We start from the raw sequence: 12,620 nt of genomic DNA on the forward strand, positions 1-12,620 counted from the left end.
TTGAGTAAATTATATTTTACATGAAAATAAGAAATAATGGAAGTTATTTAAAAAAATTGTATAAAATTAAAAACGATTTAAAAAAAAAATAATAAAAAAAGTAGATGATTTCATCTACTTAATTATCTTTTACGATTTAATGGAATGAATATCGCTGCAAATACTGCAATAATCAAAACAAGTATTGGAAAACCTGTATGGTTCATTTTAGATTTTGTTGTATTTTCTGGTTTTTTCTTATCCTGTTTGATTATTTTTGTAGAAGATGCAATTTTTGTAGTTTCAGTAGTTTTAGTGGTTTTGGTTGTTGTTTTTGAATCTTTTTTAGTTGACTTATCTTTAGAATCATCACTAGACTTTGAGTCATCTGTTGAATTGTCAGTTGAATCATCAGTAGAATTTGCATCATCTGTTCCATTAGTATCATCACTAATAGAATTGTCATCCTTAGTACCATTGGAATCATCAGCAGTTAAAGGACTTGATCCATTTATATGAGTACCAATATCAGATACAGAATTATCTGAATCTGAAAGACTTTTGTCAGATGCAGGAGTGCCTGTTTTTGAAGAATCACTATCAGATGAAGTACTTTTATCAGAAGAAGAGTCATCATCATTACTTAAAACATCACTCTTAATTACGTGACTTTTAATTACAAATCCGCTTTTAGCATTACCATAAACCCTTGATAAATAATCAGACCCGCTTTCCACAGTAACCTGATAGTGTCCATCATCATCCACCTTAAAAGTAGTTTTCCACCCATTGCCTGAACTTAATTGAGCAGAGTCAACAACAACACCATCTTCAATAAGATTTACAGTAACACTACTAGGTCTGTCATTACTGTTACCATCCCATACGATTTTAACTGGAATGGAATCCTCAGCCGCTGAAATAACGCCCACAGATACTATTAAAAAAGTTGCAATGATAAGTATTGCAAACAATTTTTTATACATGTGAACCTCCAAAAAAATATTAGGTTTATTTATACATCAGAGTATAATAAACCGGTTGCTCTACCATTGAAGAATACAAGATATACAGCTAAAATACCGAATATGATTCCTCCAACAGTGGCATTCCATTGTACAATAATTCCTGCAATGAAGAATAATATGAATGCAATAACTGCAATAAGAATAATGAATGCTAATACTTTTGCAAGACCTATTCTTGAGATATCTCCAATAGCATCACCAATTGCTAAAGCAAATCCTAAGTCTTCAGTTTTAGCCAATCTGCATTGACCCATCATTAATGCTAATGAAAATACAATACCTAATATGAAAGAAACAACCATAACTATCCAGTGTTGGAAGATTACTGACAAAATAGCTGAGATAACGATTGGAACAATTAAATAAACAACGTTTACAACCAAATATTTTACACCATTGACAAATTGTCTTACAAAGTCAATTCCAGGTGCATCGTTTCTTCTGTCAATACCGTATTTTGTTATATCCAATTGATATCCTGTAATAACAAATGATATGACTAATGCAATAACAAGACCAATTATTCCTGATCCTACAAGTGCAAATGCATTTCTAGCTGCAGCCCCTACCATTACTCCTGCCAGAGTTCCTGCAACAGCAATACCTAAGATTATTCCTAAAATAACATATATGACTAATGCTTTAATGTTCTGTAAAGGGTATGATAAAGCATCAGTTATAATTTCACCTAATTCCATTTTTTTAGTCTCCTTTAAATTTAATTTTTAAAACCCATATTATGAGTTATTAATATTTTATGCCTTAATAATATTTAAAACATTCATTTTTTAAAGAAAAATATAAAAAAAGTATATAATTAATTATAAACAAATATTTAAAATGTAAATAATGCGAGGAGAAATTAATGGGAAAAACTAGAGTTGAATGGATAGACCTTGTGCGCGCAATTGCAATTCTAACTGTACTATACATCCATGCAACCGACGGAATTTATATCATCTCATCTGATTCCATGATGCATTTTGGTGTATATTCTAGAATTTTCCAATTCATATCACTATTTATTGGACGTATAGGAGTTCCATTCTTTTTAATGATAACAGGTTATCTGTTGCTTGACAGATCCTATGATGATGAACGTGTGAATAAGTTTTGGTCAAAAAATGTAAAAAGCCTGATAGTGGTTACTGTTATCTGGACTGTAATTTATGCACTTAGCCTGCAGCTTGTTGTTACCGGAAGTAGCCAGGTCAATTTTACTGAAGGGGGAAACTTATTCTTTAGCCATATGTGGTATATGCCGATGATTATTGGAATGTATCTTTCAATGCCGTTTGCCGCAAGTGCCATTAAAAACTACAACACAAAAACAATTAACAGTGCTTTGATTCTGTTTTCAATTTTGGCGTTTGTAGTTCCGTTCATAACACTTTTACTTGACATGCAAGGCATTAAAAATGTTTCCATACAGTTCAGTTTAGGATTTAGTGGAGGAGTCTACGGAATTTATATCATTTTGGGATATTTGGTTAAAAAAGGTTTCTACAAGAAATATTCCTCAAGAAGTTTTGGTATTTTAGCAATCGTGTCATTTTTAATTTGTGTATTGTTCCAGTACTATGCATTTACTCGCGGATATGATTTCTTCTTATGGTATGAGTTCCCATTCATTTTAATTGGATCATTAGCATTGTTCGAGTTATGTTCAAGGGTAAAACATGTAAGGGCATTTCCATTTGTTACAATATTATCTAAATATTCCTTTGCAGTATTTTTAATACATAACTTGTTTAGACTGCCATTGCTTCCGGTTATCGTCCAACTGCCACTGACAGAACCTGCAAAGGCCATAGTTCTTTGGATTTTATTAATAGTTTTAAGCTACATTGCAGCTGCGATTATCTATAGAATCCCGAAATTTGGTAAATTTATTTTATATATGAGATAATCTACATTATCTCTTTTTTTATTTCTTTAAAAGCTTCTTTTGCCTCAGGTATGGGAAACATCGGATAGATATGGAACAGTCCGTTACCGGTGATGAATTTTACATCAACATTGTCCCTTTTAAGTTTTTCAACATAGTTTTTAATGTCATTGTAAAAGATTTCATTTGTTCCTGCAAAAATTAGTGTTTTAGGAAGTCCCTCATTATCCCCATAAATCGGACTTACCTTATAATCTTTAGTGTCCCACTCTCCAGCCCATGATTTTCCAATTTCCTTTAAACCAATTTCACCTAAAATCGGATCATTTTCACTGTCATATGGCACATTACTCATTGAAACATCAACCCAGGGAGAAAATGTAATTATATGATTAGGCTGAGGGAGATTAATTGTTTTTAGATATTGGCAGAACGAATGTATGAATCCTCCACCGGCGGAATCCCCCATCAAAATGATATTGGAATGAGTTTGCTGTAAACTTTCATAAAATTTAGTAACTAACTCAAAAGTTTCTGCCGCTTTGTGATGAGGAGCAAGCGGGTAAACCGGTGCCAGGACATAGGCATCCAATTTTCGTGACAGCTGCCTGCAATATAAATAATGCTGATAGTTGATTTCATTGACATAGGCACCGCCATGTATGTATACAATTGTGTTTTTGGCATTTTTGTTTCCAAATGCGAAAACCTGCATGCCATTAAAATTTATGCTTTTAAAGATACTTTTGACAGGTTCGGTGTTTTGTTGTTTATCTGATAAAAACTCGATTACTTTACCCTGATTGTCCATGTAATCGGGTTTTGTAAATTTCAAAATTGATTCTTCAATTTTTGCAATAAAAGATTTCCCATCACTCATCAATTAACCTATAACTTTAAAAACATATAACTGTTTTGAAAAAATTAAAAAATTACTTGAAGACACATCAAATAATAAGAACCATTATACAGGCAGTATACAATAATAGAAAATATATATCGCTTAAAATACAAAATTATAAGTTATAATATTTAAAATTATGAACCTACCTCAATGTGATAAAAATGGATATTGAAAAAAATTATGCTGAAAATGAATTAACTTTATTTATCATAGGTCGTGTAGATACAATTACCTCACAGACCTTAGAAAAAGAAATAAATGATGAAATGGGCAATTTTGATTCATTAGTATTAGATTTAACCGATTTAGAATATATTTCAAGTGCAGGACTGCGTGTATTAATCAGTACTCAGAAAAAATTAAAAAACGATGACATACCAATGGCCATAAAAAATGTCAACGATATTGTCAATGAAATTTTCAGAATGTCCGGTTTCGATAAAATATTAAACATTGAATAAATTCAATTTATTCAAACCCTTCCATATTTAAAAATTAAAAATGATCAAGCTAGCCTATTGTAATGTTGAAAACTTGGATTTAGCCAAAGCATATCCTCTACTTCCACAAAATAGGAAAGAAAAGGTGGACTATTTTAGATTCATTAAAGACAAAAAGCTAAGTAGCGGAGCATATCTGCTTTTAGAAAAATTACTTAGTGAAGAAGACATCATAAAACCTATTTTTAAAACAGAAAAATACGGCAAATCCTATATCTCCAACTATGAAAACATTCACTTTAATTTAAGCCATTCAGGAAGCATGGTTGCATGTGCAATATCCGATACGGAAGTCGGAGTCGATGTGGAATACAATGACCCAACCATTGATTTAGACATTGCCAAAAATTACTTTTACAACAGCGAATATGATAGCATCATTAAATCCGACAATCCCTCAAACGAATTTTTCAATTATTGGGTTTTAAAGGAAAGCTATATGAAATATACTGGTTTGGGATTTAACCTTGAACTTGATAGCTTTGAAATCATCATAAAGGATGAAATATCCCTAAAAAATGATAAGAACAAATTGAAGTTTAACCTTTTTGACATTGAAGATTACAAACTCGCAATTTGCTCAAAATATGATGTTAAAAATTTTACCAAATACTCAGTCGATGACCTGATTTAGTCAATATTCAAAGGCAAATCGCCAATGACATTGGCCTTGCGGGAGATATATACAGTATCTTCCAGACGTACACCAAATTCACCCTCAAGATATATTCCAGGCTCCACTGTAATAACCATGCCCTCTTCAATTATTGTCTCATCGCGCATGGAAAATCCTGGAGTTTCATGAATGTCCAAACCTAAACTGTGACCTGTTGAGTGAATGAACCTGTCACCATAGCCATAATCTGCAATTATATCCCTTGCAACTTTGTCAACTTCACAGCATTTCATTCTAGGTTTGATTGCTTTAATGGCCTTATCATGTGATTCGGCAACAATGTCCCATATTTCCTGCTGTTTTTCAGTATAAACCATTGTTCTGGTATTGTCAGAGCAGTACCCTTCATAAATCGCCCCCCAATCAATCAATATTGGTTGTGTCAATTTTTTATCCTGAGGTATTGTATGAGGAAGGCTAGATTCCGCACCGCTTGTTACGATTGTGTCAAATGATTCTTTAGAGGCTCCATTTTCAATCATGTGGCGGACCAAATCAAAGGCAACTTCTTTTTCAGTGCTTTTATTGTTCAATATATCCAATTGCAGAAATGACTTCTGGGCAATTTCTGTAGCTCGGGTAATCTTTTCAATCTCGGCAGGGGTTTTGATCATGCGTTGTTTGTCAATGTATGTCTTTGAATCGATTGTAAAATCATCCCTGAATCTAACATAAGTACTGTATGGAAGTGTTGGCTCAATTGCCAAACTTTTAATGCCATCATCTTTTAGCTCATTAATCATAACATCATAGGATTCGTATTCCTTAACTTCAATTGAGGAATTATTCCTAGCCAATTCCATATCCATACCAGAAGCATAGATGATAGGATTTTCCTTTATTATGCAAAATGCAAAACTGGTAGGTTTATAATTAGAAATATATTCCACATTGGTAAATTGTGTTAGCAAATAAGCATCGAAATCATCATTTTTCAAATCATTTATTATATTGGTTATATGCAAGTCCATAGTAATAATTAGAAAAATCTTTATATATAAAATTAGATATTTTAAAATTATGTTTAAATTTACAGCCAGTGAAGTAAGAGATTTACTAATTGCATTTTTCGTCATTTCACTATGTTTTGCAATAGTGAATGGTGGAAGAGATTCAAATGCAGTTTTATCAATTCTTCCGATTGTTATGGTAGGTGTGGGTGCAGGATTTATCCTACACGAGCTTGGACACAAATTTGTTTCAATGAAATACGGTTACTGGGCCGAATTTAAATTATGGCCTCAAGGACTGATATTTGCACTTGTCACATCATTTTTCGGGTTCGTATTCGCTGCACCAGGTGCGGTTTATACATATGCAAACTACATGACTGATGAAATAAACGGCAAAATCTCAATTGCCGGACCAATTGTCAACATTATTCTTGCATTAGTATTTTTAGCATTAGCAACTTCAGTATATCAATCCGCATTCACATCAAGCAATTCACTATTGATATTCATCATTTGTGCGACAGGATATTCAGTTAACAGTTTTTTAGCTGTGTTTAACTTACTGCCAATTGGAAACTTAGATGGATCTAAAGTTCTTACATGGAATTTCGGAATTTGGATTGTTACAATCGCTATCGCAGGAATATTGACCGCCGCTTCAATGACAATCGGTGTTGAAAATATAGTTAGAATGATTTTGGGAATGTAACATGTCAGAAGAATTAACATATTTTAAGGGAACTCACAGAGTAATAGCTCCTAAAAAAACAATTGAAATTAATGAAGACAAATTAAAGACTGCCGGAATAACCCGTATTGCAGACATTACCGATTTGGACCGCATAGGACTTCCAGTCTATACTGCAATCAGACCTACCGCAGAATATGGTGGAGTTAGCGTTTATGGTGGAAAAGGAATTTCCAAAGACCATGCAAAGGCCTCTGCCATGATGGAAGGATTTGAAAGATACTCTGCAGAAAGACAGGACCGCGATGAGATAATACTCTCTAGCGTAAATGAAATATCTGCCAAGGGGAATTACATCGATCCGAAATCCCTGAACCTGCCAAAGGAATTTGAAAAAAAGGATATTTCAGACATCAGATTGGAATGGAGCATGGCGCATGATTTAATTACAGATAAGGACTATTATATCCCAACAAATGCGATTTACCACCCATACACACATGACAACAACGTTGAAAGTCTGTTCAAGTCAAATACAAATGGACTTGCATCAGGAAATATCCTGGAAGAGGCAATCTTGCATGGTATTTTTGAAGTTATAGAACGTGATGCATGGAGCATTTTCGAGTTGACCCATAAAAACTATTCACAGATTGATTTAGACACAATTGAAAGTGAAACTATCAATGAAACCATTGAAAAATTCACATCAAATGGAATAAACATTAAACTGATGGATTTCACTGCAGACATCGATGTTCCAACCATTGCTGCTTCCGCAGACGATACCGTTACACGTGATGCTGGATTACTTACCTTGGGCATAGGAACCCACCTTGACCCCGAAGTTGCAATCCTAAGGGCATTGACAGAAGTTGCCCAAAGCAGAGCAACACAAATCAACGGTGCCCGTGAGGATACGGTCAGGGCAGACTTTGCACGTGAAGCAGGTTATGAAAGGATGAAAAGAATCAACAAGTATTACTTTAAACAAGAAGAGGAACAAATCAGCCTTTCAGACATTGAAAACAAATCAACAACATCAATCAATGAGGATTTGGAAATTGTCAAAAATGAACTGACCTCAAATGAAATAAAACATGTATTATATCATGACTTGACACGCCCTGAACTTGATGTAAGCGTCGTTCGTGTCGTTATTCCTGAAATGGAATTATATACACTCGACCAAAGCCGTGCAGGATATAGATTTTTAAGAGTCTGATCATATGGTAAAGATTATAATTTATACTGGACTATCCCTACCTTTTGATGAAGCAAAGGAAATACTTGATTCGGATGATGATGTTGAAGTAATATATAAAAGACCCATCAAAAGAGGAGACCTGGGCATAGATTTAAAGGAAAATCCTGACATCATCGCAATAATTGATGGTGTTTTTCATCAAAACTCCGCAGTAGGCCACAAAGAAATATTGGGAGCAATAAATGCTGGTATAAAAGTATTTGGAGCTTCAAGCATGGGAGCTTTAAGGGCTTCTGAATTGGATAGTCTGGGCATGGTCGGTGTTGGATATTGCTATAATCAGTATGCAAGCGGAGCAATAGATTCCGATGATGATGTTGCAGTCATGCTGGATAGTGAAAGCTTAGAAGCACTGTCAGTTCCTCTAATCAGCATGAATTATGTTTTTGAAAATGCGGTTTCGGAAAATATCCTAACCCAAAGCGAAAAGGATGAATTATCAGACATTGCAAAATCCACTTTTTATCCAAAAAGAAATTATGCCGACACCCTAAGCAAATCAGGCTTAAGCAATGATAAAAAAAGTGAATTGATCAATTTCATTCGTGAAAATGAGGACATCAAAAAACAGGATGCAAAAGAATTGTTGAATTGCATTAAAGAATATATCCGCAACGAAAACAATCTTTAAAATTCAAGTATTGAATTCATTTAAATGAAATTACAATTCATTAAATGAAAACTTTTTTTAAAAAAATTAATTAAAAATAGTGAAAGGTTAATTAAATTAATGAGAAATTATTGTTGGGATTGCATTTCCCTATACTTTTTCAAAACAATATCTGGTGTTTCAAGAATATGCTCAAAACTGGTTGAAAATTCCTTCGGTTCGAAATCATCCTCAACTTTTCTAATGCCATTTAGACAAATCTTGGAATTTTCTAATTTAAAGCCAACATCATCTGCCACAACTGAAATCAAATCTATTTCGATTTCGGACGCCTTTTCCAATACCTCATTAGCCTTGATATCATATTTCAGATTCAATATTTTATGAGGCATTATCTCATTGATGGTTCTTTTTATTGCAGAATCAAGAAGCTCTAAAAATTTTAAAGCAGGGGGTAAGTTATTAGCCCACCAATAAGTCAATACAGAGTTTAATACAATATCATGTTCAGAAAAATCATCATATAATCTTGCCCGAACACGAACTGTACTTTCATCTGCTTTAACAAGTAAAACTGGACTAACAGCCATTTTATCCCATTATTCAACTAATGCTTTGATTAAATCACAAGCTCTTACAAGACCGACCAAGTCACCTTCAACACCAATTACAGGAATCTGCTCAATGTTTAAGGTTTTCATTTTCTTAGCACAGTCTGAAACTTTGGTTTTGGAATTAGCAACTTCCACATTTCCAACAGCCACATCAGCTACAACTTTATCAGTGAACTTTAAACTGTTTTTCTCAATGTACAATACGGAAGTACTGTCCCATGACCATTTATCTCCTTCAGTTCCAACAGTAGAACTGTGTTCACTTCTTTCAGAGATGATTTCAATTTCTGAAATAAAATCAGTTTCAGTTAAAATACCTGATAATTTTGCTTCATCATCTAAAGCCAAAACGGATTTTAATCCGAATTGATTCATGGTTTCAAATGCAACGTTTAATGGAGCTTTTTCCCATGTAGTTGGAACAGTAGTAATCATATAATCTTCAACAGCATCATTTATTTCAATTTTAGTTAAAGCTTTTGATACCAAGTCAAATGAAGTGATTATTCCCACTAATTCGCCATCATCATTTACAACAGGAACTCTTCTTACATCATTTTCCATCATTACACGAGCAGCATCCACTACATCATCACCAGGTTTAACTGTGATTAAGTCTCTGCTCATTAACATTGCAATTTGCTCTTCATCAGGATTATTAATTAAATCAGAACGAGTTACTAGTCCTACTAAAATGTCAGTATCTTCTTTAACAACAGGAAGAACTGCTTTGTTTTCTTTTCTCATTAAGTCTAAAACTTTTTCACGATTACCTGGAACGGAAACGCTTACAACATTTTTAGACATTGTTCTTTTAACTAACATAAAAAACACCTTTAATAAATTTAATATATAATGTAAATTAATGTACAACGAGCACTGCACATTTGGCTGAATTTACAACCTTGTCTGCTACACTGCCCATAATAAATCTATCGAAGCCAGATTTACCAGAACTACCCATAACGATTAAATCGACATCTTCCTCTCCAGCAACTTCCAATATTACTTTAGCCGGAGAACCTTCTCTAATCACATGAGTAATCTTTAAATCATCAACATTCAATTCATCAAATTCCTTGAGATTCTCTTCTGATCTTTCCTTTAGAATTTGATTTAACTGGTATACTTCATCATCCAATGGAAGTCCGTTAACAAAATTGTTTTCTGTGACACTCACAGCGATTATTTCAGCTCCACTAACCTTTGCTAAAAACAAAGCATGTTTTTGAGCTTTTTTTGCAAATTCTGATCCATCAGTAGGGACCAATATTCTTTTATACATCATTAACATCTCCCATAATATATAGATTTATATCCATGATATTATACATTAACTCTTTTGTTTATGATATATAATATATTTTTCGTTTCTAGACGATTACACATATTAAGGTAAGGATTTTTAGAAAAAGATTTGAAAATGAAAAATTCCGCAAAATTATCCTCTAAAATCATCGATTTTTCAACAATTTTGTTGATGTCAAATCCACAAATATTGGTTGTTGCCATTTTAACCAATTCAATAGGATTGATATAACTCTTGTAATAAACAGACATGAGTTTTAATGAAAATTCCAATTCCCTAAGCATATTTGGGGAGTTAAGCATAACATTGTCAGTACCAAGCAATGGCTTAACACCTAAATTGAGCATTTTATTTAAGGGCGCCACACCAACGTTTAATGTCGCATTTGCTCTTGGACAAACAACAACATTCTGATTTGAGTTTGCAATTAGGTCGATGTCATTGTTTTTGGGATTGGTACAGTGAACCAGCTGATTGAAATTGGTTTTTACCCCCCTAGCAATTTCAGTCACCTTATTCTCATTTAAAGACTCAATTTGATTGGATTCTGATTCCGCAACATGGATTGATGAAATCTTGCCCTGTCTATTGCACTCTTCAACTATCAAATTAGCAACATCCGTTGTTATTTCACCAAAACCGCTTGGAGCAATACCGTCAGCAACCTTAAGAAGTTTTCTAATTGCGGTTTTAACCTTAGCCAAATCTGGATCGTCTCCATAAAAACTATCGTCACGACCCAGAATAACCGGTTTGATTGGAATGTCCTTTGAGGATTTTCTCAAAAGTTTTACTCCCTTTATTCCACCTTCGCGATAATCAATAAAATGACTTGTACCTGAGTTTACCATATCCCACATGGACTGTTTCATTGCATCAATTAAATCCTCATCACAAGCATTGGCCAATGCACGATGCTTTACACCATTAGGGGGCTTGACCATTTCACTTAATGTCAAACCATACCCCTCATCCTTGATTATTGAATCTCCAATGTGAATATGGCCATTGATAAAAGAGGGACAAACATAAGCGCCTTCAATGTCGATTATTTTTCCTTCTTTCGCATCCTTTGAAATCTCAATGATTTTGCCGTCATCCACAACGATATTTTCACGAACCGGAGTCAAATTTTGGCCTTTTAAAATAATCCCATTTGATATAGTAAACATTAAAGTAAACTCTAATTTTTGTTGTTAAAGTATTTTTGGATTAACTTTATTTAATTCAAAAATCAATAATATAAATGTAAAACCCATAGGTTCAAATAGAAACTTTTAACCTCATGAGTCAACTGTTACTTAATTTTTAAAGCCATCAGGGTGATTTATATTAACTCTCAGGAAATAAGATACTTTTACAGGAATATCGTTAAAACCGGCAATGTATACAGAGTTAAATATAACAATAAAGACTATGGAGAGTTTTCAAAATTATCCGATGCACTATATGAAAGGGATGCACTGTTTTTTTGTAATTTCGATTATGATTTGCTTGTTGAATGTGACCTTGAAAACAAGTACGAAACCATGGAATTGCCACCATTTCCCGAAAAAAGACCAAAAGGCAGAATCAAGGGGACCAAAGTTAACAAAACCGAAAGGGAAGGTGAAATTCTATTCAACCATAAAATCAAGAAATTTTATATTCAAAAGGGTGATGAAATCATTGGAAACTACGATTCAATGACTGAGGCATTCTATTATAAGAAACTTCTAATGGACAACAACTGGGACATGAATGTCCTGAAAACCAACATTACCCAGAAAATTGAAGTCAACATTGTTATTGATCAGACCAAAGAATACAAGGTTCAGCTTAACTTCTGCCCTAAATGTAAAAATAGACTTAAAATCGGCGAAGAGGAATGTCCTTCCTGCGGTATAAATATTAAAGAATATCTGTACAATAATTAAAAAAAATAGGAAAAATATAGATGCATTTTGCACCTACTTTACCATCGAATTTTCTCAGCGGTTTGATTGAACTACCTCAACTTATGGAAGTTGAGGATTCTTACTTCACGGGCTGTATACTCTAATGAGTATAGAATTACCGTGCTATCCCCCTAGTCCCTAAGGTTCAACAATCAATTTTTAAATCATTTTTTTATTTCAACTTGGCTATCGTTGAAAATTTAATGAATTAAGTTGATTGTTATCTATTATTTTAATTTTAGTAATATTTAAATCAAATGAGAGAGC

Annotated in this window: 15 protein-coding genes; 7 read left to right on the plus strand and 8 right to left on the minus strand. The window is 33.4% G+C overall.

Annotation, left to right across the window (positions count from 1 at the left end; genetic code table 11):
• Nucleotides 1–122: 122 nt before the first annotated feature.
• Nucleotides 123–965, minus strand: coding sequence for a Cna B-type domain-containing protein (locus QZV03_RS05845; RefSeq protein WP_296874768.1), 843 nt, complete (start codon nt 963–965; stop codon nt 123–125).
• A 29-nt stretch (nt 966–994) separates the two neighbouring features.
• Entirely contained in the window at nt 995–1,705 is a 711-nt protein-coding gene (locus QZV03_RS05850; protein WP_296874769.1) for a DUF4013 domain-containing protein, read from the minus strand.
• A gap of 167 nt (nt 1,706–1,872) precedes the next feature.
• On the opposite strand from QZV03_RS05850, the gene QZV03_RS05855 reads away from it, so the two are divergent.
• A complete protein-coding gene (locus QZV03_RS05855) occupies nt 1,873–2,916 on the plus strand; it encodes an acyltransferase (protein ID WP_296874770.1) in 1,044 nt (347 codons plus the stop codon).
• Nucleotide 2,917: 1 nt separating this feature from the next.
• Here QZV03_RS05855 and QZV03_RS05860 read toward each other — a convergent pair whose 3' ends face one another.
• Entirely contained in the window at nt 2,918–3,775 is an 858-nt protein-coding gene (locus QZV03_RS05860; protein WP_296874771.1) for an alpha/beta hydrolase fold domain-containing protein, read from the minus strand.
• Nucleotides 3,776–3,960: 185 nt separating this feature from the next.
• On the opposite strand from QZV03_RS05860, the gene QZV03_RS05865 reads away from it, so the two are divergent.
• Both QZV03_RS05865 and QZV03_RS05870 read left to right on the plus strand, forming a co-directional pair.
• Nucleotides 3,961–4,260, plus strand: a complete 300-nt coding sequence (locus QZV03_RS05865; RefSeq protein ID WP_296874772.1) for an STAS domain-containing protein — start codon at nt 3,961–3,963, stop codon at nt 4,258–4,260.
• Nucleotides 4,261–4,300: 40 nt separating this feature from the next.
• A complete protein-coding gene (locus tag QZV03_RS05870) occupies nt 4,301–4,933 on the plus strand; it encodes a 4'-phosphopantetheinyl transferase superfamily protein (protein WP_296874773.1) in 633 nt (210 codons plus the stop codon).
• Here QZV03_RS05870 and QZV03_RS05875 read toward each other — a convergent pair.
• Entirely contained in the window at nt 4,930–5,946 is a 1,017-nt protein-coding gene (locus QZV03_RS05875) for a M24 family metallopeptidase (protein ID WP_394350676.1), read from the minus strand. The two genes, QZV03_RS05870 and QZV03_RS05875, sit on opposite strands and share 4 nt — an antisense overlap.
• 49 nt (nt 5,947–5,995) lie before the next feature.
• Between QZV03_RS05875 and QZV03_RS05880 the strand changes: the two genes are divergently transcribed.
• From QZV03_RS05880 to QZV03_RS05890, 3 genes are read left to right on the plus strand one after another with little or no spacing between them, the layout of a single operon-like run.
• Complete coding sequence (locus QZV03_RS05880) at nt 5,996–6,637, plus strand: site-2 protease family protein (protein ID WP_296874774.1); 642 nt, start codon at nt 5,996–5,998, stop codon at nt 6,635–6,637.
• Nucleotide 6,638: 1 nt separating this feature from the next.
• Nucleotides 6,639–7,841, plus strand: coding sequence for a YcaO-related McrA-glycine thioamidation protein (locus tag QZV03_RS05885; RefSeq protein WP_296874775.1), 1,203 nt, complete (start codon nt 6,639–6,641; stop codon nt 7,839–7,841).
• 4 nt (nt 7,842–7,845) lie between these two features.
• Nucleotides 7,846–8,514, plus strand: a complete 669-nt coding sequence (locus QZV03_RS05890) for a TfuA-related McrA-glycine thioamidation protein (RefSeq protein WP_296874776.1) — start codon at nt 7,846–7,848, stop codon at nt 8,512–8,514.
• A gap of 107 nt (nt 8,515–8,621) precedes the next feature.
• On the opposite strand, the gene QZV03_RS05895 is transcribed toward QZV03_RS05890, so the two are convergent.
• From QZV03_RS05895 to QZV03_RS05910, 4 genes are read right to left on the minus strand one after another with little or no spacing between them, the layout of a single operon-like run.
• The gene (locus QZV03_RS05895; RefSeq protein WP_296874777.1) at nt 8,622–9,083 is read right to left on the minus strand and encodes a hypothetical protein; all 462 of its coding nucleotides are present in this window, start codon (nt 9,081–9,083) and stop codon (nt 8,622–8,624) included.
• Nucleotides 9,084–9,092: 9 nt separating this feature from the next.
• Nucleotides 9,093–9,932: a CBS domain-containing protein gene (locus QZV03_RS05900; RefSeq protein ID WP_296874778.1), complete on the minus strand. Its 840-nt coding sequence runs from the start codon at nt 9,930–9,932 to the stop codon at nt 9,093–9,095.
• 37 nt (nt 9,933–9,969) lie between these two features.
• A complete protein-coding gene (locus tag QZV03_RS05905) occupies nt 9,970–10,392 on the minus strand; it encodes a universal stress protein (protein ID WP_296874785.1) in 423 nt (140 codons plus the stop codon).
• Nucleotides 10,393–10,433: 41 nt separating this feature from the next.
• Nucleotides 10,434–11,588: an amidohydrolase family protein gene (locus QZV03_RS05910; RefSeq protein ID WP_296874779.1), complete on the minus strand. Its 1,155-nt coding sequence runs from the start codon at nt 11,586–11,588 to the stop codon at nt 10,434–10,436.
• Between the two features lie 150 nt (nt 11,589–11,738).
• Between QZV03_RS05910 and QZV03_RS05915 the strand changes: the two genes are divergently transcribed.
• Complete coding sequence (locus QZV03_RS05915; protein WP_296874780.1) at nt 11,739–12,332, plus strand: zinc ribbon domain-containing protein; 594 nt, start codon at nt 11,739–11,741, stop codon at nt 12,330–12,332.
• Nucleotides 12,333–12,620 lie beyond the last annotated feature (288 nt).

Origin of the sequence: uncultured Methanobrevibacter sp., from assembly GCF_902788255.1 — an archaeon.
GTDB lineage: Archaea > Methanobacteriota > Methanobacteria > Methanobacteriales > Methanobacteriaceae > Methanocatella.

Coding starts and splice junctions, on each gene's coding strand:
- QZV03_RS05865 (WP_296874772.1), top strand. CDS start 3,961: ATGGATATTGAAAAAAATTATGCTGAAAATGAATTAACTTTATTTATC.
- QZV03_RS05900 (WP_296874778.1), bottom strand. CDS start 9,932: ATGTTAGTTAAAAGAACAATGTCTAAAAATGTTGTAAGCGTTTCCGTT.
- QZV03_RS05860 (WP_296874771.1), bottom strand. CDS start 3,775: ATGAGTGATGGGAAATCTTTTATTGCAAAAATTGAAGAATCAATTTTG.
- QZV03_RS05870 (WP_296874773.1), top strand. CDS start 4,301: ATGATCAAGCTAGCCTATTGTAATGTTGAAAACTTGGATTTAGCCAAA.
- QZV03_RS05850 (WP_296874769.1), bottom strand. CDS start 1,705: ATGGAATTAGGTGAAATTATAACTGATGCTTTATCATACCCTTTACAG.
- QZV03_RS05875 (WP_394350676.1), bottom strand. CDS start 5,946: ATGGACTTGCATATAACCAATATAATAAATGATTTGAAAAATGATGAT.
- QZV03_RS05890 (WP_296874776.1), top strand. CDS start 7,846: ATGGTAAAGATTATAATTTATACTGGACTATCCCTACCTTTTGATGAA.
- QZV03_RS05855 (WP_296874770.1), top strand. CDS start 1,873: ATGGGAAAAACTAGAGTTGAATGGATAGACCTTGTGCGCGCAATTGCA.
- QZV03_RS05880 (WP_296874774.1), top strand. CDS start 5,996: ATGTTTAAATTTACAGCCAGTGAAGTAAGAGATTTACTAATTGCATTT.
- QZV03_RS05845 (WP_296874768.1), bottom strand. CDS start 965: ATGTATAAAAAATTGTTTGCAATACTTATCATTGCAACTTTTTTAATA.
- QZV03_RS05885 (WP_296874775.1), top strand. CDS start 6,639: ATGTCAGAAGAATTAACATATTTTAAGGGAACTCACAGAGTAATAGCT.
- QZV03_RS05895 (WP_296874777.1), bottom strand. CDS start 9,083: ATGGCTGTTAGTCCAGTTTTACTTGTTAAAGCAGATGAAAGTACAGTT.
- QZV03_RS05905 (WP_296874785.1), bottom strand. CDS start 10,392: ATGTATAAAAGAATATTGGTCCCTACTGATGGATCAGAATTTGCAAAA.
- QZV03_RS05910 (WP_296874779.1), bottom strand. CDS start 11,588: ATGTTTACTATATCAAATGGGATTATTTTAAAAGGCCAAAATTTGACT.